The following is a 22,751-nucleotide window of genomic DNA, read 5'->3' on the forward strand; positions in this document are numbered from 1 at the left end:
TCTATGTCGACAAAAATATTTTTAACAAAGTAATTTAAATTATTATAGAAGAAATAATTGTAATTATATTTCTAAAGATATTTTTATATAAAAGGGATGTCTCTTAAGTCTAAGATATATTTCTTCAAAATAGTTATCAAAAACTGAGAATACAAATTATTAAAAATATGTATTTATATAATATATCAAAATTATAGATTCTAGAGTCATCCCTTATGTAATCTTATATTTAATTTTAGGTATTTTTATGTTCTTTTTTAGAATGGTGCAAAACTATTGCTAAACCAAGAATGTTCAGTCGCCAGTTTTATTTCTTCATTGAAAGAATCTCTATGAACAATTTCCCAATCAGCCAAAGTTTCAAGTAGTTTTTTAGCATTAGGATCTTCGGCTTTTTCGGCAGCCTTTGAATAAAAATCGGCAAAATCACTTTCCATACCATATGCCATTCTAAGTATTGGTAAATCTAAAACGGCTTTTGAAAAATCTATACTCTTGATATCTCTTTCATTTGTTTTAAAGATATCTTCTGCCTTACCTATAGATTTAATATCAAATTCTGCAAATAATCCATCTTGTTCAACTTTTTTAAGTTGTTTTTCAAGGATTTCATAATGTTCATCTTCCATTTCAGCAAGTTGTTTAAATATTTCTTTATTTGAGTCTTCCTCAACTTTATCCATATACATTTTATAGAACTCGCCCGCTTTTCTCTCCATGTTCATTGCATATTTTAGAATATCAATATAATTATTTTTCTGCATATTATTACCTCCATAACATATAAATAAATTTTTTAAAATAAAAATCTGTATTTAAAATATACCCAACAAAATACCAACAAACCATTTAAAAAAACTTTTTCCTACAAAATACGAGAACAATTTAAATATTTATGATGAAATATAAAATGTTTATAGCTACATTTTTTGTCAAAGGAGTATATGTAAAGACTATAATAATATTGATGATTATATAATATAATCAATATCGATTTAATATTGCAAAAGGGAGTAATATATTATATAATTTAGACATTACATTAATAGTTTAATCACTTTGATAAAGAGGAGTAAAAATATCTGGTTTTATAGAGAGAAAATGTTTGGTGGAAATTTTTTAGACAGGATATTTTGAAGGTAGCTTTTGAGTGGACTGTATGAAGGTTAAATTATTCTTAGATAGAATTAAATGTCTTATAAATGAAAATACTTATTGAACATTTAGCCATTAGTCTTTTTCTATTGAGTTTTTAAGATAAATTTAGTTGTGTAATACGGTACGGGTAATTTCGTTAAAGATTTTGAGTGTCGAATTTATAAATTCGGAATAAAGGTGGTAACGCGAGCTTTTCGTCCTTTTTTGGATGAGAAGCTCTTTTTTAGTATTAGAATTATATTTATATATAAATTATTCATTGGCAATTATAATAGGAGGTACAAATTATGGAAAGGAATTTAGCGAAAAACTATAATCCCAAAGATTTTGAGGAGAGAATTTATCAAGAATGGCAGGAAAAAGGCTGCTTTAAGTCAGAAATTAATAAAGATAAGAAATCATTTACTATTGTAATGCCTCCTCCAAATATCACTGGACAACTTCATATGGGTCATGCTCTTGATGATACCCTACAGGATATTCTTATAAGATGGAAGAGAATGGATGGATTTGAAGCACTATGGATTCCGGGAACTGATCATGCGTCTATAGCTACTGAAGTAAAAGTAGTAGATAGAATTAAAAAGGAAACCGGAAAAACAAAGTATGAAGTAGGCAGAGAAGAATTTTTAAAACAAGCATGGGCCTGGAAAGAAGAATTTGGAGGAAAGATAGTCAATCAGGTAAAAAAACTGGGAGCATCATGTGACTGGGATAAAGAGAGATTTACAATGGATGAAGGATGTAATAAGGCCGTTACCAAATTCTTTGTAAAGCTTTATGAAGAGGGACATATATACAGGGGCAATAGAATTATAAATTGGTGTCCAGACTGTCTAACTACTCTATCTGATGCAGAAGTAGAACATGAAGATAAAGATGGTAATTTTTGGCATATTAAATATCCTATTAAAGATAGTGATGAATTTCTTGAAATAGCGACTACCAGACCGGAAACAATGCTTGGTGATAGTGGTATAGCAGTTCATCCGGAAGATGACAGATATAGACATTTGATAGGAAAATATGCAATATTGCCACTAGTTGGAAGAGAATTGCCCATAGTAGCAGATGAATATGTAGATATGGAATTTGGTACCGGTGCAGTTAAAATGACTCCGGCTCATGATCCTAATGATTTTGAAGTTGGTAAAAGGCATGGATTAGAAGAAATAAATGTAATGAATGATGATGCTACAATGAATGAACTTGCCGGAAAATATAGAGGAATGGATAGATATGAATGTAGAAAAGAACTTGTTAAAGATTTAGATGAATCAGGTTACTTGATAAATATCAAAAAACACGACCATGCGGTAGGAACTTGTTATAGATGTCATACTGTAATCGAGCCTAGATTATCTTTACAATGGTTTGTTAAAATGGATGAACTTGCTAAGCCTGCAATAGATATATTAAAAAATGGAGACTTGAAGTTTGTTCCGGAAAAATTTGATAAGACTTACCTGCAGTGGTTGGAAAATATAAGAGACTGGTGTGTATCACGTCAATTATGGTGGGGACATCAAATTCCCGCTTACTATTGTCAGGAATGTGGTGAAATCATGGTTTCAGAAGAACATCCTGCTTCATGTTCAAAATGTAGTTCAACTAATATAAAACAAGATGATGATGTTCTCGATACTTGGTTTTCATCCGGGTTATGGCCTTTTGAAGTACTTGGATGGCCTAAAAAAACTGAAGAATTAGATTACTACTATCCTACTGGAGTATTAGTGACCGGATATGATATAATATTTTTCTGGGTAGTTAGAATGGCATTTAGTGCGATGTTCTGTATGAATGAAAAGCCATTTGATTATGTATTAGTACATGGATTAGTTAGAGATTCTGAAGGAAGAAAGATGTCTAAATCTCTTGGAAACGGTATAGATCCATTAGAAATAATAGAACAATATGGTGCAGATGCTCTTAGGTTCACTCTGACAACAGGAAATTCTCCTGGAAATGATATGAGATTTTATATGGAAAGAGTTGAATTTGCACGTAATTTTAACAATAAATTATGGAATGCATCAAGATTTGTTTTTATGAATTTAGAAGACGAAACTCTTTTAGAGAATTTAACTAGAGATGAGATAAAAAATAATCTAACTTTGGCAGATAAATGGATAATTTCCAGAACAAACAGAATAGTTAAAGAAGTCGGAGAAAATATGGACAAATTTGAACTGGGTATCGCTTTATCTAAGGCTTATGACTTTACTTGGTCAGAATACTGTGATTGGTACATAGAAATAGTAAAGCCAAGACTGTACGGAGAAGATAGAGAGGCTAAAAGAGCAGCTTTATATACTTTAACTTATGTACTTGAAAAAATTCTTAAATTGCTCCATCCGTTCATACCATTTATTACGGAAGAGATATACTCATATCTTCCAACTGTTGAAGGTTTAATTATTAAAGCTCAATATCCACATTTTGATGAGAATGACAACATGGAAATTGAAGAAACTAAAATGGACTTAATTATGGAAGCTATTAGGAATGTTAGAAATGTAAGAGCAGAGATGAATGTTCCACCTTCAAAGAAGGCTAAAATTATAATTGTTCCGGTAAATGGCAAAAAAGAAGCGATGGAAGATGGAAAAGAGTACTTTAAATCACTTGCTTCTGCATCTGAGGTTGAAATAAAAGACACCAAAGAAGGAATACCTGAAGATGCCGTATCTATAGTGATTGATGGAGTTGAATTATTTATACCTCTTGACGAGCTTGTTGATTTCGAAAAAGAAAAAGAAAGACTGAATAAAGAAAAAGAAAAAGCCATGTCAGAAATAAAGAGAGTAGAGGGCAAACTAAATAACCCTGGATTTATGAATAAAGCTCCGGAAAAGTTAGTAGAGGAAGAAAAAGCGAAAAAGGAAAAATTTGAAGAAATCCTAAAAACTATTGAAGAAAGATTGAAAAAGTTTAATTAAGGTAGCTATATAATATAGTAAGAATTTCTACTAGTGTAGATGATATTGAACGGGATTTAGCGTTGATGGTAAATATCCATAATTATTAATGATAAGAATGGATAATTTTCTATCAACGCTATTATTTCATATTTTTGTCATATAATAAATTTTACTATTTTTGACTTTTTTTCTGATTAGTATTAGATTAATAATTTTGTTGCAACAAATACTATTAAAAACAGATAAATAACTTTAAGCTACTTCATTATTATCTAGTAAGTTCGCTAACATATTGTTGAATTGCATCGCATACATATTGAGCAGTCCCATCGCCAAATTTATCCAAATTTTCTTTAAATTCATTGTTTTGAACGTAGCCATGACCAATACTTGAGAATACTTCATATGAACAATCAAAAGAGTATTTACATAAATTTTTATGCAATTTTTGTGACAAATTCACGTTTTCTTTAGAAGTAGCTTCCATTCCATCTGACATGTTTCTTGAAAATTCAAAGAAAATCTCATTAAATCCATCAGCGATTTCTTGTTCTTTTCCCTTTTGTTTTTTAATTGAATTTTCGATCACTTCTTTTCCATATTTTTTAATGGCAGCTTGAGTGTATTTCTGATTGTCTTGATAAGTGAAACCATTAAATTTTTCTTTTGTTGGCATAGTCAATCTCCTTTCCTCAGATTCTATTGTTTTCTCTAGAGTGTCTATTAGTGTTAAGAGTCTAGTTTTTTCATTTTGCATCAAATTTAGTTGTTTTTTAAAATGAATCAATAGGTCTTTATCTTCTTTTGTTAATAATTCTTTGATCTGTTTTAAGGAAAATCCTAAATACCTATAAAACAATATGGTTTGCAGGATTGACATATCTTCCTCAGAGTAATACCTATAGCCATTTTGATTTTTTTGTGGAGACAAAAGTCCAATTTCATCATAATGATGTAAAGTGCGCACCGATACACCACTGATTTCGCTTGCTTTTTTTATTAAATACAATTAACCACCTCCTAACGATATTTAGTATAAACCATCACGTTATGTTATAGTCAATATATTTTTTAAAATATCATAAAAAAAATGGATATTTTCAACAAAACAAATGTTGAGAATATCCACCTTTATACCAATTTATTTGGACATTTTTCAGGTAATATATTTTATAATATTTACTATTTTATAGCCTCTAATTCGTTTACTATACTATTTGATACTGAAGATTCTCCACCTACTATTATCACATTTTTAATATTTTTATTAGTAGATAAATACTCTTTCGTATAGGCATTTAAATTATTTGATTCTGTTAATAGTATTGCTGCTTTTTTTGAACTTGCTAATGGTGTTGATGATAATGCATCAGCGTAATCCTTACCAGAGACCAGTACAATAGTATCGATATCCTTATTGATCATCTCTTTATAAGCCTTTGCAACAAGAACAGCCGTTTCATATCTGTTTTTACCATCAAATCTAGTTTTTTCATAAGAATATTCCGGAACTGATGATTTACCACCAAAAATTAAATATGCCGAACCTTCTATCTTATTTTTTGATTTTTCTATATTTGGAAACAAAGATAAATAATTATCATTTGGTCTTCTATTATATTGATACATAAAAGGTATCGCAGACAGGGCATCCGGGAAATTATAGCCATCATATACAGCAATTATATCTGTATATGCAGAAATTTTAGGATTTCTACTTGCCATTAAATTCTTAATTTCAGTATCTACTTTGTGTGCTGTTTCAAGTCTATTTTTTCCTGATAATCTTTCCATATTAGATATATCTAAATCTTTAATTGTTTTATCAGAAATAGTTGATTTTCCACCAACTACAAAAACTTTTTGAATTTTTAAAGGATTGTATCCTTTTTTAAAATCATTATTCAAACTGTTATTTTTAACAAAAACTAATGGGCAATTATATTCACTAGCTAACAAACCACCTGATAAGGCATCTACAAATGATTCTCCACTAGTTACAACTAGAAATTTAGAAGATGCTATTTCATCTAAATAATAGTATTTAGTTTTTAATGCCGTTTCATACCTGTTAATACCTGCAATTCTGGTAACATTTATCCTTTTTTTGTTCATCTTCTTTTTTATCACTTTCAACATTTTCATTGGACTTATTATTTGTTGCAGCAATATCTGTGGAATGTTCTATTTCAGATGATACATTTTCATTGGCAAATATACTACTGCCGTTGATTAATATTATTAGTGACAATAATATTGATGCGATGATCTTTTTATTTTTATTCATATTATTTATACCTCCAAAATAATTGTTTATAGAATTCATCAATAGAATTATACTCTCATTCACGGAAATAGTCAAATTCTAATGTTTAACCTGTAAAAACAAATATCTATTTATGAATATAAATAGATTAGTTTATAATAATAGTGTAATACTTCTAATCTCATAATAAATTTTCACATTATTCACCTAGGTGAAATCTCTTAAGTCCTTTGATTATAGGTAGAGCTATCATACCGCCTATTATACCTTGAAGAACATCACCAGGTATAGATGTGAATGGTTGAATCCAGTTTCCATATAATATTACTTCTGAAAAATAATACCCTATTATCATCCAAATTGTAGACACTAACATTGCCAATAGATTTATTAGAATATTATTACCGTTATTTCCATTTATTCTGGAAATTTTACCTAAAATGTAGCCCATAATTCCACGGATAATAAAAGTAAAAGGTGCCCAGACTGCCCATCCTGATAAAATATCAAATAATCCCATTCCGAATGCTCCCGAGATTGCACCTTTTTTTTCACCAAATACTATTGATGCTATAAATAACATACCTGTACCGAGGTGAATTAGTCCGCCTTTCATAGATATTGGAAGTGTTATATTTATAAATTTTGTGGCTATAAATACAAGTGCAGTAAGAAGTGCACATTCAACTAGGTCTCTAGTTGAAATATTGGATTTTTTAGTTGTTAAAGTATTAGACATATATTCCTCCTAATTTAGTATTGTATTTTAATATATATTTTCAATAAAGGATTCTGTTAGAGATTTTTTTGATTTAAAGCCAAATGAATTAAAAGCTTCTTCTAACAAATTTAAAATATATAGAGTTTTTTCTATTCTTGCATTTTCTCCCATGTGCCCTATTCTAAGTATAGAATCTTTGTATTCAGCTAACGATGTGGCTATGAGTACATTGTGTTTTTTTAATATATAATCACTGATATCTGTGGCTTTTATTTTTTCAGGCATTTTTATTGCAGTTACAGTATTTGAATTGTCATTTTCCGAGAAAAGCTCAAGTCCAAAATCTTTTATAGATTTTCTTACAGCGTTGGCAATTTTTTCGTGTCTTTTTAGAACATTTTCAATTCCCTCTTCAACTATGTTTTCAAGAGCGACTCTAAAAGAAACTATATCACTAGCCGGTAGTGTATAAGGAAAATATTGTTCCTCTAAATAATTTTCCCATATTCTAAGATTTGCATAGAAACTTCTTACAAGAGTTTTTCTATTTTTAAAGGATTTTTTAGCATCTTCGCTTACAGATACAATGGTTATTCCCGGTTGAGCAGAAATTGCTTTTTGAGAACCGCCCAATAATATGTCTATTTTAGATTCTTTTACGGATACGCGTTCACCTACCATACCTGAGACAGAGTCAACAACGGTCAATATTCCGTATTTTTTAAGTATTGGACATAGTTTATGTATATCATTTATCATGCCTGTAGGTGTATCGCAATGTACTAAAGTTGCGTATTTAAAATTTGAATCTTCTTTTAGATATTCCTCTAATGCTTCCGATGATATTTCATTATGATAGTCTTGGGTAAATAAAACCGGTTGACCTCCATAGATTGATACAAAATCTTTGAATCCATTTCCATATAATCCATTGTCAAGTACCAACACTCTGTCACCATCTTCTGTGAGAGTTGCGCAAGCTGCTTCAAGTCCTAGAATTGCTTCACCTGAAATTATATATGTTTCATTGTCTGAATCGATAATTTTATTGAATAAATCACAGGTATCTTTATAGTATTTTACAAAGTCAATATCTATATCCGAATTTGTAACTTCATATGCTCTGGCAAGTCTGACGTTTTCTTTTACGTATGATGGACCAGGTGAGTAGTTGTATTTATTAATCATCATTTACCTCCATTTATAGTATAATATTTCAATTACATTTATATTATATATGGAATAAAAAAAGTAATAAATATAATCGATACAATTTTATGAAAAACACGAATTGTATCGGTATGATATTTAGGTGGACAATGTAAATAATAATGCTATAATATTAAGTAATAAATTATAATTAAAAGATAAAATGAAGGAGGGAGCTTTATGGAATATATTATAAATTCGTGTTCCGGAGTATCTATTGATGTTATGAAAGGACAAAGAATAACTGTCATTGATATTGAGGGCGGTCAAGTTGTAGATTTTTTTGCAGAAGTTAAAAATTCTGAAAATGAATTTTTATCTCCCGGTGTTACAATTGATTGTAATGAATCTTTAAGGCTAAAAGTAGGAGATTTAATTTTCTCAAATAAGTATCGCTCAATGTTCAAGGTATTGTTTGATGATGTTGGAGAACATGATTTAATACACCCTTGTTGCCGTCCGGAAATGTATGAATTTTTTTATGGAAATGGAAAAGGTCATAAAAACTGTTTGGAAAATATTAATACAAGTTTATCAAGACAGAGAGATATTATAACACCTGTAAATTTATTTATGTATACAAAAATAAATATCGATGGAACAATCGAAGTAAAAGCCCCACTTTCCAAAGCGGGAGATAAAATAATACTTAGAGCCGAGTCGGATGTAAGGTTGGGTGTTGCCGCTTGTAGTGTTTCAGAAAGTCAGTGTAATGGAGGAAAATGTACTTCTGTAAAAATTATTATAGAGGATTAGCAATAAAAAAGATGGAGTTTGTTTAAAGCTCCATCTTTTTGTATAAGTTTTTATATTATTTTAAATCCGCTAATAATTTCTTAGTGAAGTCCCAAACTCTTTCAACAGAAGAAATACTCATATGTTCTAATGGAGTATGTGCATCTTTTATATCTGGTCCAAAGCTTAGCATATCAGTATTTGGAAGGATTCCCTTTAAAAGACCGCATTCTAATCCTGCATGGATAGAAGAAATTTCAGGATCTTTTCCATATATATCATTAAATGCTTTAACAGCTATATCTCTTAATTTTGAATCGGCTTCGTATTGCCATGCCGGATAAGCTGCATACTCTTTGCTATCTGCACCGAATCTTTCACATATGATGGCAAGAGTATCCAAGATTTCTCTTAGTGAGCTTGAAGAAGCTGAACGAACAGAAGTTACAAGGACTAATTTACCATCACTTTCACTTATTATGGCATTATTTAGTGATGTTTGTACAAGACCATCTATATCTTTACTCATATATTGAACCCCATCAGGTAGTACCATTAAGAAATCTATAATATCCTTACTTAATTTATCAGTATAAGTTTCAGATGCTGAAGAAGGATTTATGGCTATTGTTAGATTTGGTTCTTCGACTCTATATTCTTCTTTGATATCATCGATTAGAGAGTTTAGACAACTTTCAATAGAAGAAAAATCTTTAGTTGTAAATATAGCCTTAGCATAACTAGGAACGGCATTATGTTTGATACCTCCCTCTATAGCTGCTAGTGTTATATTCGATCTTACTTTGCTTAAAAATCTAGTGGCTATTTTTATTGCATTACCTCTCTGTAAATGGATTTCTGCTCCAGAATGACCGCCTTTCAATCCGGAAACAACAATTTCATAAGCACTGTCTTTAGCAGGTTGTTTTTCAATATTAAAAGTCATATCAATATTTGAACCACCAGAGCAGCTTACTAGAAATACTCCTTCTTCTTCAGTATCAAGATTAAGTAAACGTGTTCCTGTTAGATGTTCAGCAGTAAGAGCCATAGCTCCATCCATACCGGTTTCTTCATTAGTAGTGATTAAAACTTCTAACGGCGGATGTGGAATATCATTTGAGTCAAGTAGTGCAAGACCATAAGCAACTGCTATACCATCATCTCCACCTAAAGTAGTTTTATTTGCTCTAAGTATATCTCCATCGACTATCATTTCAATAGGATCTATGTCAAAGTTATGATCAGAGCCATCAGCCTTAACGCAAACCATATCCATGTGTCCTTGTAATATTATCGTTTCAGAGTTTTCGTATCCCGGAGTACCAGGTTTTTTAATTATTACATTTAGAATTTCATCCTGATATACTTCAAGATTTCTATCCTTTGCAAATTTAACTAAGAAATCACTGATTTCTTTTTCTTTACCAGAACTTCTTGGAATCTGATTAATTTCATAAAACCATTTAAATACTTCCTTTGGTTCTAAATTACTAAGATTATTCATTAAGTTAGACCTCCTAAAATTTGATATAAAAAGTCTTAATATATTATAGCCAAAAATATTAAGGCTTTATATGTAAAATAAATAAAAAAATTATTATATTACCTCTTAATAATACAATAATAATGGTAAAAAAACAAGTTTTTTACCATTATTAAAATTCAATATAAAGATAAAATATTATTGTATTTTATCTGGAGTTATAAAAATTAAAATAAAGCTTCTTTTATTTTGGATACAAAATCATTTATATGTTCTTTTGAATATTGTTCAGCCATTTCTTCATCCTGTAATTCAATAGCTTCAATAATTTTATTAAATGTTCTTGTAAATATAGTCATATCATTAAAATACTCCTTACAATAATGCCAAAGTCTCTCTGTATGTAAATGAAGAGAGGAAAGCGTATCTGCAAGCCAAATATTTCCACAAGCGGATATAATTATATCATGAAATTCTTCATCAAGGTTTATCGCCTTTTGGTAATTATCTTCAGAAGATAGCTCTTCAAGTTCTCTCGTTATTTCCTTCAGCCTTTTCAACTGTTCTGTTGTAATGGATTTAATTGCATTTTTGGTAGCGATAGGGTCTAATATTGTTGTAAGCTCAAAAAGAGATTTCATATTTGTAAAGTCAACAAAAGATACCTGAACTCCATATCTGGGAACTATATTAATAAGTCTGTCAATTTCTAATTTTTGAAATGCATTTCTAACAGGAGTTCTACTTATACCAAATTCTTTCGATATTTCTATTTCATTCAATACATCGCCGGGCTTATACTCGTTTTTCACTATTCTATTTTTAAGTTCTTCGTAAATATCTACTTTTTTCATTTTAAAATATACCTCCCGCATTATCACACTGTTTGCTAATTTAATTTTTAGATATCTATATTTCCATTATATATAGTTTATTTATAAAATACAATAAGAATAGTTTTGGAGAAACAATATAAAAATATTTGATAAATTAGGATTAATTTAGTAATATATTTTTATTAGATGTTTTATGGAGGAGATAGTATGAATTATAGTGAAGCTTTGGAATATATACATGGTGTGGATAAGTTCGGTATGGTGTTGGGGTTGGATTCTATAAGGGAACTATTAAATAAACTTGGTAATCCTCAAAATAATCTTGATATTATACACGTTGCCGGTACGAATGGAAAGGGTTCTACATCATCTTTTATATCAAATATATTAATAGAAAGTGGATATAAGGTTGGTTTGTATACTTCCCCATTTTTAGAAGTGTTTAATGAGAGAATAAAAATAAACGGAAAAAATATTGATGATGAAAAGTTGGCATTATCAGTATCAGAAGTTAGAGAGAAAGTAGAAGAAATGTTGGAAGATGGTTTTTCGCATCCTACAGAATTTGAGATAGTTACGGCAACTGCATTCAATTTTTATAATAAAGAAAAAGTAGACATTCTGGTACTAGAGGTAGGGCTAGGAGGAAGATTTGATGCAACAAATGTCATAGATAACTCCCTTATAAGTGTTATATCTTCAATAAGCTTGGATCATGTAGGTATACTTGGAAATACTGTAGAAAAAATTGCATATGAGAAAGCGGGAATAATCAAAAAAAATGGTTTGGTAGTGGTCTATAGACAGGAAAAAAATATAATAGATGTGATAGAAAAATATGCCGATAGTAAAGAAGCAGAGTTGTTTGTGTCAGAAAATAAGAACATAGATATTAAGAAATCAAATTTGAATAATCAGATATTTTCATTTACGAATTTTAATGGTAAAAAATATAAAGATTTGAAAATAAGAATGATTGGAGAACATCAGATAAGAAATGCGATACTGGCTATTGATGCAATTTCTATATTAATGAGCAAAGGATATCTTTGTAAAGTGGATGAAGAAAGTATAAAAAAAGGATTACTAAATACTAGATGGGCAGGAAGATTTGAGGTTATCAGTGAAAAACCATTATATATAATCGATGGTGCACATAATAAAGACTCTGCAACTTTATTATCAGATGAAGTCGAAAGATTATTAGGAAATGAATATGACAAAACCTTGATTTTAGGAGTTTTATCAGATAAAGATGTTGATGGAATAGTAAAGGTATTAGTTCCGAAATTCAACAGAGTTATAGTCACTAAGCCGGATAGTCCAAGAGCTTTGGAAGTAGAGGAGCTTGCGTACAGAGTAGGTATGTATATAGATGATATTATATGTATTGAAAATATTGAGGAAGCCGTAAATTATTCATATAAATGGATTGAAGATATAAAAAAAGAAAAAAGCACTAAAAAAAGTAATAGTTTATCAAAAATAAAAAATAAATCTCTGAAAAGTATACAGAATAATAATTCTTTAAAAAATAAATATGCTGTAGTTGCTGCAGGCTCATTATTCTTGATAGGTCATATAAGAGGATTTGTAAAAAGGTAAGAATATTTATTTAAATAAAAAAAGTTTTGTCAGAAAATTGATTAATTTCGTTATAAAAGTCACATATTATATTGTCATAAATTGTAAACTATGTGACTTTTTTAATTTTAATGAGATAATGCCTATTATATGAATACAATAATTAATAAATTAAAGAAATTAATAAAATTTATTAATAAGTACTACAAAAAGTTTGTTAAATAATGTATAATATAGATTATAAATTATGAAAATGTTTTTTGAAAAAAATATAGAGATTGGTAGATATATAGGAGAATTATTATGGTAGAGAATAAGAATATGGATTTTGTAAAATGTTATAATAGAATTGTTCAACAAGAAAAATTTGTTCAAGCTGTAATAAAAGTTTCAGAGGAGCAGATGCTTGGTCTAAATTTATCTCACGAACTAGATGAAAGGTTTGGTAATGTGGAGTTTGATGATATAGACAAAGTTATTGAAAAAAATGAAAATAATCCAAAGTGGCTTGAGAAAAATCTTTCTATTATTGAAAATAGACTTGCTTATGCAGTAAAAAAGGTAATAGAAGCGGATGAAGGACAAATAATAAATTTAAAAGAAGAATTCTATAAATTAGGACAGGAAGTTAATATAGAGTATAAAGATCTTCCTATGAAAGAGATGTATGAAGTTATCAGAGATTTTTTGCTTGACGGTGGTAAATCAGAAGAATTAAACAAACTTGTAGATGAATCAGTTGATGAAATTGTTTGGACTAGAGCCAGGCCTAGTACTGTGAGATATTGGGTATGTCACGATATAGATTTTAAGAAATATTATATTCCTTTAAGAAGAGCATTTATTCATGGGTTATTAGAAAAAACGGATATAGAATTTAAAACCTTGGATGACACAGTGTTTATGTTGTCTAGAAGATAGTTTAAACAATAAAATGAGTATAAGAGTTTTTTCCATAAATTAGCTTTATATGGCTAATCTATGAGTTAGTCAGTTTTAAAATTTAAATATTTATTACAGGAGTTATAGAATTAAGAAGAACACTTCATCACTATTTGAGTGAAAGATGTTTTGCTTAATTCTTTTTTATTGTTTGAAAGGAGTGATTTATGATAAAAGGCTTGGAAAAACTAATGAACTCCATAAAAATGCAGTCGGCAATGATTACAAAATGGGATAAGTATTGTAAAGGATGGGCTAGATAAGTATAAATAAAAATACAATGGTTATAAGAATGAATATTCAGATTGATTAAATGACAAAATGTTTGAAACGTGATATAATAAAACCGATGAATAGTTGACAAATTAGAATTTATGGAGGAAAATAATAGTGTTGAGATTAAAACCTTATAATATAAATGATGCAGATATAATTCTTTCTTGGAACAAAGATGAAATAGCTTTTTATAAATGGTCAGCAGGTGTTTTGGGAGAATATCCGATAACCAAAGAGCAGTTTAGTTTTGTTAATAATCTAATGGCTTTTACAGCGATTGAAGATGATGAGACAGTAGGTTTTTTTACAATGAGAAGACCTTCAGAAAACTTTGACGAGTTGAGGTTTGGCTTTGTAGTTATTGACCCTTCAAAGCGTGGCAAAGGATATGGCAAGGAGATGCTTCGGTTAGGTTTAAAATTTGCATTTGAAATTTATGGTGCAAAAAAGGTTTCATTAAGTGTTTTTGAAAACAATGAATCTGCATATTTCTGTTACAAAGCAGTTGGTTTTGATGATATAATTATTGATAAGACAGAAACATATTATGTTTTGGGAGAAGAATGGAAATGCAAAGAATTGATGATTGAAAATCGATAAATCGCAGTTTTTCTAAGTAAAAAAATTAAATAAGATCACTGAGAGGAAGTAAAAGTAAACAGCTGATACTTCCTTTTTTATAAAAAAGAGGATTGGAATAAAAAAATCAAGATGTTATGGATATAGAAAAAAATTCTCATTTGTTATATAATATTAATTATATGGTAATAAACTTAGTTATAAAGAGAGAATATATAAATGCGAATTCAATTCGTAGGAGGTTCTACTTATATGGAAAAGGTAAAGATAGAAAAAAATACTGTTCAAGAAACATTGATTGTTCCGTTATATGGTAGAAAAATGTGTTCTGAAAAATTCCCTGAAATTTATACAGATATTTTTGCAGAGAAATTATGCGATAGATTAGACTATGATTTTTCTGAGTTAGAAAAAAAGAAAAATTCATTTTTATATGAATTTGGTTCTCTTGAAGCAGCAATGAGACAACTGGATATTATGTGGGAGATTAAAGAATATCTTAAGAAATATCCTAAAGCAACGATTGTAAATCTTGGCTGTGGCTTGGACGAAACAGGTAAAGCTTGTGATAATGGCGTTTGTCATATAGTCAATGTAGATTTTCCTGATGTTATAGAAATTAGAAATCAACTAATTTTAAAATGCGAAAGAGAAATCAATATTGCTTGCGATTTAAAAGATTACTCATGGATGGATAAAGTAGATGGAACTAACGGAGTTATTTTATTTGCGGCGGGAGTTTTCCATTATTTTAAGAGAGATGAAGTAAAGAAATTAGCATTAGAGCTTTCTAAAAGATATTCCGGAGGCTGCTTGGTGTTTGATAGCGTAGGTAAATTTGGTTTAAAGTTGATGATGTCAAAGGTGCTAAAAAATATGGGTATCAGAGATATAGAAGGATTATTTTACATAAATGATCCAATACAAGAATTGAACTGGTCAGAAAATATCAAAGTTACATCAAATGGTTATATGTTAGGCTATTATGATATGAAAAGTCCTAATATTCGCTTCAGTCATCGTTTACTTGCAAGAATATGTGATAATATAATGAAGATGTCCATAAACAGAATGGATTTTAAAAACTTAGAATAGTTTAGTAGGGAAAACAGTAAAAAGTCTATAAGTTGTAGCTCTTTTAATGATAAGTCATAGGATAATGTGTTGTGGAAAATAGTTTTTATAATGAAATCGAGAACATACTTATAAGAGCAAGGAATAGAGTAACGCCTGTCACCGTTTTGGATTGAGTTTTAATGGAACACAAAGTAGAAAATATAGTTACAAAATAAATGTTTAGCTTGATTAACTGACAAAACATGGAAAAAATGATAAAATAATATCGTTGATTAAAATAGTATTAAAAGTTATGAGGAAGTATTAAATGAACTTAATGGAATATATAAAAGAAAATATGGTTTTAATTTCGGATGGGCAGGAGTTAATAAGGGATTTTGTTGATCCAATTAAGTGGTTAAGTTCAAATTATAAGATGTCTGTTCCCGGAACAAACAAAGAAAAAGTTGTTAGAGAAGAATTAGTGACGGTTCAATCTTTTTCATTGCTTAAAACGCCTGTAACCAATGAACTCTATAATTATGTAATGGAGATGGACAGCGATATTCAAACAAAAGATTATCCGGTAGTAAATGTGAGTTGGGTAGATGCAATTAAATTTTGCAATATACTTTCTGAAAAACTTTCATTAGAAAAGTGCTATACATTGAACTCTGTTTCAGAAAAAATCGTATTCGATAATTCAAAAAATGGATTTAGATTACCAACAGAAGCAGAATGGCAATATGCTTGTAGGGCAAATACAAAAGGATATCGATATGATAATATTGAAGAGATTGCGTGGTTTAAAGAAAATTCGGACGGAAAATTGTGCGAGGTAAAAAGAAAAAAAGAGAATAATTTCGGAATTTTTGATACGATTGGAAATGTTTGGGAGTGGTGCTTTGATTTATACGATGAGGAACGATATGGAAACTATCGAGTTTTTAGAGGTGGGAGCTTTGCAAGCGAAGAAAGAGCTTGTGGTGTTACCTCGAGGAGGAAGAGTTTTCCGGAATTTAGAATTGATGATTTGGGATTTAGAATAGCAAAAAATAATTTGGAGGGAATTCAGTGATGTACAGAATATTAGCCTTAAAAGATAGCACCAATGTTGTACGAATTGAAGATGACTCTACTATGATATCAGATGAACAGTCATTTTTAGATTTATTTATGACAATCGCTCATGAAACGGGAGAAAATAGAAAAAGTATAGCTCTCCCGTTTTTATAATATAATTTGGTTTTTTATATGTTAATAAGAGTGAATATATAGTCAGTTTTAAAGCTAATAACTAATAAATTCTTCAAACATAATTAACAATTCTTCCCAAATAGAACCCCGATTTCTAATTGGGTATTTCCATTTTTTACTTATTATTTCTACTAATGTAAAAGTGATATTAAAAGATTTTCTATGCGATTGAAAAAAATCTTATGTTTATTCAGAAAGTATATCTAAAATTAATGAATATTTGTCATCTATTGAATTATTCCAACTATGGCATGTATTTAGAGCTTTTTCCTCCGAAGCCATTATTAGGTTAAGGCTCATTACGTTTTCTCCACCTTTTATTGCAATTAAGGTTACAATATAACTATTTTCATCTTTGCGAATATAATTTGATTTGTATGAAATCTTGTGAGAAAGTAATTCTTCTCGATTTTCTTTTATATATTCATCAATTTTTTCCTTAAAATAGTCCGGTATTCTGTTTTTAAAATATATAAGTACTTCAAGTCCATTTTGAGTGATTGTATAAAGCGTAGAATCATTCTTTTTATGTGTTGTAATAAACTTTGATTCTATCATTTTTGGTAATAAAGTCATTAAAGTAAAATAGTTCATTACATTTGTGCCTAAAATGATTTGGGTTAATTGAGAATCTGTAAGATCATCTGATATATTGTTTAAAGCATATAATACTGTTAATTTTTCAAGTATTAAATCGTCTGTATTATTTTCAAACATAGTCTACCTCCAGTTCTAAATACTGATATTATATATCTAATTTTAGATTAAGTAACGCATATTGTCAAAGAAAAATAATATCTGTTTAATACGAATATATTAAATAATAAACAAATTGTAACCTAGTTATCGAATTTGAAATATATTATCGACATAAAAGTATCATATTAGCAATAAAAATTTACTAAAATACAATTTTAATATTATAAAAAACGTATTTATGTTATTATAAATAGCTGATTTAATTATTTAATTAAAATATAATGACAAAATACGAGAATACATTGTTTTCTTTAGATTTATATTGTAATATAGTAAAAGCTAGTAATTTATATTGTAATTTATTAAAATTATAAATAAGGAAGGTGTATGCTAATAATGAGAGTACTTAGCAAATTAATTAAAAAAGTGGGCTTGATTGGCATGTCCATGGTATTGCTATTACCTAGTTCCTCTTTTGCGGCAACTAACAGATTTAGTGATGCTTATTCAAGATCTTCAATAGTTTCAGAATTTGACACTGGGAGAATAGTATATGAAAAAAATGCTGATATAAAAACATCTATGGCGAGTTTATCTAAAATGATGACTTTGCTGCTTACTTTTGATGCTATTAAACAAAAAAAAGTTTCACAAAACGACTTGGTAGAAATAATTCAATCTGATGTCAATAGAATGGGAACTCATATGAATTTATTAGCAGGTGATAAAATACCTCTACGTGATTTGATTGATGGTATGATGATAATTTCTGCTAATGATGCGACTTTAGCAGTAGCTAGACATGTGGGAGGGGATTATAAAACCTTTGTGAAGAATATGAATGATAAAGCGAAATATATAGGTATGAATAATACTGTATTTTATAATCCAAATGGTCTTCCTGAAGAGGTTAGTTATGAAGGCAAACAATATATAACTGAAAATAAAACTACAGCCAGAGATGTACTAAAATTAGCAACTTGGCTATATGAGTACTATCCTAATGAATTGATCAGGATAACGGATAAATTAAGATATGTTAATTCAAATAAAGGAATTAATTCAGAAAATACTAATCCTCTGCTTGCTATTGTAGACGATGTGGATGGATTAAAGACTGGATTTACAGATAGTGCAGGTTATTGTTTGGCATATTCAATGAAAATTAATCGTGGGGACGGAAATGAGGCTAGTGGGAGATTGCTTGGCGTCAGCATGGGAACTACAAGCAAAGAAAATAGAAAAATAGCATCTTATAATACATTAAATTTTATTTCCAGAAATTATAAGACAAGACTACTAACTAGAAAGGATGCTAAGGTGATATCTACGAAGATAAATGGAGTAGGGTTATTGAAAACTGATTTAGTTGCCAAAAAAGACTTAAAGGTAATGAAGAGAGTAGATGAAAAATTGGATTATAGTATTGACTATAATATGATAAATATAATGAAAGAATCTAACAAGCCATTGGCATATCATGTGGTAAAAGATATTAATGGAAATGTTATTTCAAAAACAGAGCTATACTCACAAAAGCCATTTTCTGAAATGTCTTTTTTAAAAAGAATGATGATTTCAATGACTTCTATGTTTATGCAACTTAGAAATATCGATAGTTCAGAATTAGATTATCCTGTAGTAACTATATTTTAAAAAAAGTATTAAAGACTGATGTTGTAATAACACCATAAAATATATAATTTTTATTGGCATAATTACAAATCAGTCTTTTTATTTGGATTCTATTAAGAGTTATATATCATTTGCTTTATATAATCACAACAACTCTTATTAAATTATGGATATTCGAATACCGTTATTTAATAAATTCCTTGTATTTTTCATATTCATCAGAATTCATTACAAGTCTTAGTTCAATTCCGTTTTCAATAAGTTTGAAATCATTTATTTCGATTATTCTATTATCTTTAATAGAGTTAAATACATGGTATTTTTCATAAGGAATTAAAAGTATTTCTTCAACCATTTTCTGTGAAAGATTTTTTTGAATAGCTTCTAATAACTTATCTATATTATATCCTGTTTTTGCAGATACATATATTTTATCATCGGTACTTTCCGGAATGGTATCTAATTTATCTGCCTTATTATATACAGATATCTTCTTTTTATTTGTTACTCCTATTCTTTCAATTGTGTAATCCATTATATTTTTTTGTATATCCAATCCGCTAGAACTGGCATCAAATACATTGATGATTAAATCTGCATAACTTATTTCTTCAAAGGTTGATCTAAAAGCAGTAAGCATTAATTTTGGAACATCACTTACAAAGCCTATTGTATCTACAACAAGAAATTCTTTACCATTTGGCAGAATTGATTTTCTAAGAGAAACGTCCATAGTTGAAAGCATTTTATCTTTAACTATAACTTCATTTTCTTTTGTATGTTCAGGATCCAATTCAATTAATTTGTTCATTAAAGCTGATTTTCCGGAATTTGTATACCCTGTAAAGGCAACTAAAGGAAGTGAATCACCGATTTTTTTAGATCTCTGAACAAATCGGTTTTTTACTATTACACTAAGATCTACTTTTAATGATTCTATTTTTGACTTTATTTCATCTAGATCAGTCAGAAGTCTATTTCCATAGGGATTATTTACACAAATACCTGTCCCATATTTATATATGCCTTGAAAACCTTCTATTCTAGTTAATCTATAAGTCAATTGAGCTTTTTCAATTTCTATTTTTCCCTCTCTTCTATTTGCTCTGTTTGATAAGATTTCAAATAAAAGCATAGTTCTATCAACAACTTTCATGCCGGACAATTTTTCTATATTTTTTATTTGTTTTCCGGAGAGTTCATCTATAAATACGAGTATATTTACATTTAATTCTTTTCCCTGTCTGATAACATAATCAAGGGAATCTCTGTCTAGATAATAATTTTCATCTATATTCTGATGTAAAATCAGTTTTGCTTTTACCTCTGCACCGGCAGCTTGAACTAATTCGCAAAGTTCAGTCATTGACTCATCCACCGTTGTGGCATGGATAATTTTACCTTCAGCAACGGCTATGGCGATTGCTACTTCATCAAAATTACTAACATCTTTGTTTGAAATTGTAAGTCTTTCCATATGAACCTCCATAAAAATTTTTATAAATACTAAAAACTACTTAACTAATAAATTATTTGATATATTCCTTATAAATATTATAATCTATCTCATCAAGTGATACTATTAAATCTATTCCATATTCGGTGTACTCGAAATTATCTATTACATATTTGTCTTTTATAGTACTAAATAGATCTCCTCTTTCAAACGGAAGGAGTAGATTTACCTTAAATGTATCTTTCATAAGAGCATCTTGAATCATATTCATCAACTTATCCATATTTATTCCCTTTTTTGCGGAAATATATACAAGATCATCATGGTTTTTCGGATAAAAATCAAGATCTAACTTATCAATTTTATTATATACAGTAATCATTTTTTTATCCTCCACTCCTAGATCTTTTAAAACAGATTCCGTTGTGTATTTCTGAATATAGGAACTTTCATTTGTTGCATCTATTACATGAAGTATTATGTCTGCATATTTAACTTCTTCAAGCGTTGATTTAAATGCATCTATCAAATCATGGGGAAGCTTACTTACAAAACCAACCGTATCGACAACCAGAAATTCTTTTTTATTTGGCAAAAGAGCCTTTCTAAGAGTTACATCAAGTGTGGCGAAAAGCATATCTTTAGTGAATACTTCTTTTTCTTTTTCATAATCGGGATGAGTTTTTATTAGTTCATTTAAAAGAGTTGATTTTCCAGCATTTGTATAGCCTACCAGAGCAACTATAGGAATTTTATTTTTTGTTCTTTTAGCCCTTTGGGTTTCTCTTATTCTAATTACTTCTTTTAATTCCTTTCTTATGTTGGCAGCTCTATTAAGTATATGTCTTTTATCTTTTTCTAATTTCTGTTCACCGGGGCCTCTTGTACCAATACCTGCACCAGTTCGACTCATTTCTCCTCCCATACCATATAGTCTCGGGAGTCTATATTTTAGCTGTGCGAGTTCTACCTGTAATTTTCCCTCTCGACTTAGTGCACGTTGTGCAAATATATCAAGAATTAAAGTAGTTCTGTCTATTATCTTTTTTCCTATGATATCTTCTATATTTCTAATTTGAGCTCCAGAAAGTTCATCATTGAATACTATCATAGTTGCATTCAGACTATCAGCATATATTTTTATCTCTTCTATCTTTCCTTTGCCCAAATATGTAGCGGTATCTATAGAAGTTCTATTTTGTACTAATTCACCAACTACCTCAGCACCAGCAGCTTTTACTAGCTCTTTTAGCTCAGTCATTGAATCTTCAATATCTACATTGGAAGTTCTTTTAGATGTGGTAGTAAGATTTAAGCCTATACACAAGGCCTTTTCTTTTAAATTTATAAGATCTTCATTATTAATATTTAAATCATTCATAAAATTCTATTCTAAAAAAGAATTTCCTCCCTTCTTTCATGTATTAACTAGATTATATCATAGTTTGGAGGGTTTTTAATTTTCTTTATTCTTGAATTAAAAAAAATTGATAATCTTATAGTTTCATACATATATTGATGTATAATTAAGTATAGAAGTATAGAAGTATAGAAGTATAGAAGTATAGAAGTATAGAAGTATAGAAGTATAGAAGTATAGAAGAGGGGGAAAATATTTTGTCAGAGAACTATAAATTTTTTTCGAATAAAAAATGTGAATTTTTTCCTTGTCATAAAGTAGATGATACTGAAAATTTTAATTGTCTTTTCTGCTATTGTCCTTTATATGCACTTGGAGAGAAATGTGGCGGAAACTACAGGTATAGCAAAAAAGGAATTAAGGATTGCACACTATGTTTATTACCACATAAGAGAGAAAACTATGATTATATTATTAATAAATTTAATGAAATAGTTGATATTGTCAGAAAAAAGTAAAAAAGTCTTTACAAGTAGTAATATCGATAGTATAATATTAATGTTATGTAGCGA

21 protein-coding genes are annotated in these 22,751 nt (G+C 29.1%); 10 read left to right on the forward strand and 11 right to left on the reverse strand.

Annotation, left to right across the window (positions count from 1 at the left end):
• Positions 1-257 precede the first annotated feature (257 nt).
• Complete coding sequence (locus tag HLB29_RS01565) at positions 258-764, reverse strand: ferritin-like domain-containing protein (protein ID WP_185623403.1); 507 nt, start codon at positions 762-764, stop codon at positions 258-260.
• A gap of 681 nt (positions 765-1,445) precedes the next feature.
• On the opposite strand from HLB29_RS01565, the gene HLB29_RS01570 reads away from it, so the two are divergent.
• Positions 1,446-4,100: a valine--tRNA ligase gene (locus HLB29_RS01570; RefSeq protein WP_185623404.1), complete on the forward strand. Its 2,655-nt coding sequence runs from the start codon at positions 1,446-1,448 to the stop codon at positions 4,098-4,100.
• 250 nt (positions 4,101-4,350) lie between these two features.
• Here the strand turns inward: HLB29_RS01570 and HLB29_RS01575 are convergent, their stop codons facing one another.
• The 5 genes from HLB29_RS01575 to HLB29_RS01595 form a co-directional block, all read right to left on the reverse strand.
• The gene (locus tag HLB29_RS01575) at positions 4,351-5,091 is read right to left on the reverse strand and encodes a MerR family transcriptional regulator (RefSeq protein WP_185623405.1); all 741 of its coding nucleotides are present in this window, start codon (positions 5,089-5,091) and stop codon (positions 4,351-4,353) included.
• A 173-nt stretch (positions 5,092-5,264) separates the two neighbouring features.
• On the reverse strand, positions 5,265-6,197 hold the full coding sequence (locus HLB29_RS01580) for a cell wall-binding repeat-containing protein (RefSeq protein ID WP_185623406.1): 933 nt from the start codon (positions 6,195-6,197) through the stop codon (positions 5,265-5,267).
• Complete coding sequence (locus tag HLB29_RS01585) at positions 6,154-6,369, reverse strand: hypothetical protein (protein ID WP_185623407.1); 216 nt, start codon at positions 6,367-6,369, stop codon at positions 6,154-6,156. Before HLB29_RS01585 ends, HLB29_RS01580 begins: the two co-directional genes overlap by 44 nt.
• 178 nt (positions 6,370-6,547) lie before the next feature.
• Entirely contained in the window at positions 6,548-7,087 is a 540-nt protein-coding gene (locus tag HLB29_RS01590) for an ECF transporter S component (protein WP_185623408.1), read from the reverse strand.
• 27 nt (positions 7,088-7,114) lie between these two features.
• Positions 7,115-8,257: a pyridoxal-phosphate-dependent aminotransferase family protein gene (locus tag HLB29_RS01595; protein WP_185623409.1), complete on the reverse strand. Its 1,143-nt coding sequence runs from the start codon at positions 8,255-8,257 to the stop codon at positions 7,115-7,117.
• Positions 8,258-8,458: 201 nt separating this feature from the next.
• Here HLB29_RS01595 and HLB29_RS01600 point away from each other — a divergent pair, with 201 nt between their 5' ends.
• The gene (locus HLB29_RS01600; RefSeq protein WP_185623410.1) at positions 8,459-9,034 is read left to right on the forward strand and encodes a DUF1989 domain-containing protein; all 576 of its coding nucleotides are present in this window, start codon (positions 8,459-8,461) and stop codon (positions 9,032-9,034) included.
• Positions 9,035-9,089: 55 nt separating this feature from the next.
• On the opposite strand, the gene HLB29_RS01605 is transcribed toward HLB29_RS01600, so the two are convergent.
• Complete coding sequence (locus tag HLB29_RS01605; protein ID WP_185623411.1) at positions 9,090-10,520, reverse strand: aminoacyl-histidine dipeptidase; 1,431 nt, start codon at positions 10,518-10,520, stop codon at positions 9,090-9,092.
• Between the two features lie 206 nt (positions 10,521-10,726).
• Complete coding sequence (locus HLB29_RS01610; protein ID WP_185623412.1) at positions 10,727-11,353, reverse strand: GntR family transcriptional regulator; 627 nt, start codon at positions 11,351-11,353, stop codon at positions 10,727-10,729.
• 189 nt (positions 11,354-11,542) lie between these two features.
• Here HLB29_RS01610 and HLB29_RS01615 point away from each other — a divergent pair, with 189 nt between their 5' ends.
• The 6 genes from HLB29_RS01615 (at position 11,543) to HLB29_RS01640 (ending at position 17,008) form a co-directional block, all read left to right on the forward strand.
• A complete protein-coding gene (locus HLB29_RS01615; protein ID WP_185623413.1) occupies positions 11,543-12,940 on the forward strand; it encodes a bifunctional folylpolyglutamate synthase/dihydrofolate synthase in 1,398 nt (465 codons plus the stop codon).
• A 282-nt stretch (positions 12,941-13,222) separates the two neighbouring features.
• A complete protein-coding gene (locus HLB29_RS01620; RefSeq protein WP_185623414.1) occupies positions 13,223-13,840 on the forward strand; it encodes a hypothetical protein in 618 nt (205 codons plus the stop codon).
• Between the two features lie 411 nt (positions 13,841-14,251).
• Positions 14,252-14,737, forward strand: a complete 486-nt coding sequence (locus HLB29_RS01625) for a GNAT family N-acetyltransferase (RefSeq protein WP_185623415.1) — start codon at positions 14,252-14,254, stop codon at positions 14,735-14,737.
• A 231-nt stretch (positions 14,738-14,968) separates the two neighbouring features.
• On the forward strand, positions 14,969-15,811 hold the full coding sequence (locus HLB29_RS01630) for a class I SAM-dependent methyltransferase (protein ID WP_185623416.1): 843 nt from the start codon (positions 14,969-14,971) through the stop codon (positions 15,809-15,811).
• A gap of 289 nt (positions 15,812-16,100) precedes the next feature.
• Positions 16,101-16,850, forward strand: a complete 750-nt coding sequence (locus HLB29_RS01635; RefSeq protein ID WP_185623417.1) for a formylglycine-generating enzyme family protein — start codon at positions 16,101-16,103, stop codon at positions 16,848-16,850.
• The gene (locus HLB29_RS01640; RefSeq protein ID WP_207719486.1) at positions 16,847-17,008 is read left to right on the forward strand and encodes a hypothetical protein; all 162 of its coding nucleotides are present in this window, start codon (positions 16,847-16,849) and stop codon (positions 17,006-17,008) included. The genes HLB29_RS01635 and HLB29_RS01640 overlap by 4 nt, the downstream gene beginning before the upstream one ends.
• A 207-nt stretch (positions 17,009-17,215) precedes the next feature.
• Here the strand turns inward: HLB29_RS01640 and HLB29_RS01645 are convergent, their stop codons facing one another.
• Positions 17,216-17,746 carry a DUF4364 family protein gene (locus HLB29_RS01645; protein ID WP_185623419.1) on the reverse strand — a complete coding sequence of 177 codons (531 nt, stop codon included), beginning with the start codon at positions 17,744-17,746 and terminating at the stop codon, positions 17,216-17,218.
• Positions 17,747-18,115: 369 nt separating this feature from the next.
• Between HLB29_RS01645 and HLB29_RS01650 the strand changes: the two genes are divergently transcribed.
• Complete coding sequence (locus HLB29_RS01650) at positions 18,116-19,384, forward strand: D-alanyl-D-alanine carboxypeptidase family protein (protein WP_185623420.1); 1,269 nt, start codon at positions 18,116-18,118, stop codon at positions 19,382-19,384.
• 163 nt (positions 19,385-19,547) lie between these two features.
• On the opposite strand, the gene hflX (HLB29_RS01655) is transcribed toward HLB29_RS01650, so the two are convergent.
• Together hflX (HLB29_RS01655) and hflX (HLB29_RS01660) are read right to left on the reverse strand one after the other, a co-directional pair.
• Complete coding sequence (hflX, locus tag HLB29_RS01655; protein ID WP_185623421.1) at positions 19,548-20,840, reverse strand: GTPase HflX; 1,293 nt, start codon at positions 20,838-20,840, stop codon at positions 19,548-19,550.
• 52 nt (positions 20,841-20,892) lie between these two features.
• The gene (gene hflX / locus HLB29_RS01660) at positions 20,893-22,200 is read right to left on the reverse strand and encodes a GTPase HflX (RefSeq protein WP_185623422.1); all 1,308 of its coding nucleotides are present in this window, start codon (positions 22,198-22,200) and stop codon (positions 20,893-20,895) included.
• Positions 22,201-22,436: 236 nt separating this feature from the next.
• Here hflX (HLB29_RS01660) and HLB29_RS01665 point away from each other — a divergent pair, with 236 nt between their 5' ends.
• Positions 22,437-22,697: a cysteine-rich small domain-containing protein gene (locus HLB29_RS01665; RefSeq protein WP_185623423.1), complete on the forward strand. Its 261-nt coding sequence runs from the start codon at positions 22,437-22,439 to the stop codon at positions 22,695-22,697.
• The last annotated feature ends 54 nt before the right edge of the window (positions 22,698-22,751 follow it).

It is taken from the genome of Peptostreptococcus canis (assembly GCF_014229965.1).
GTDB classification, from domain to species: Bacteria; Bacillota; Clostridia; order Peptostreptococcales; family Peptostreptococcaceae; genus Peptostreptococcus; species Peptostreptococcus canis.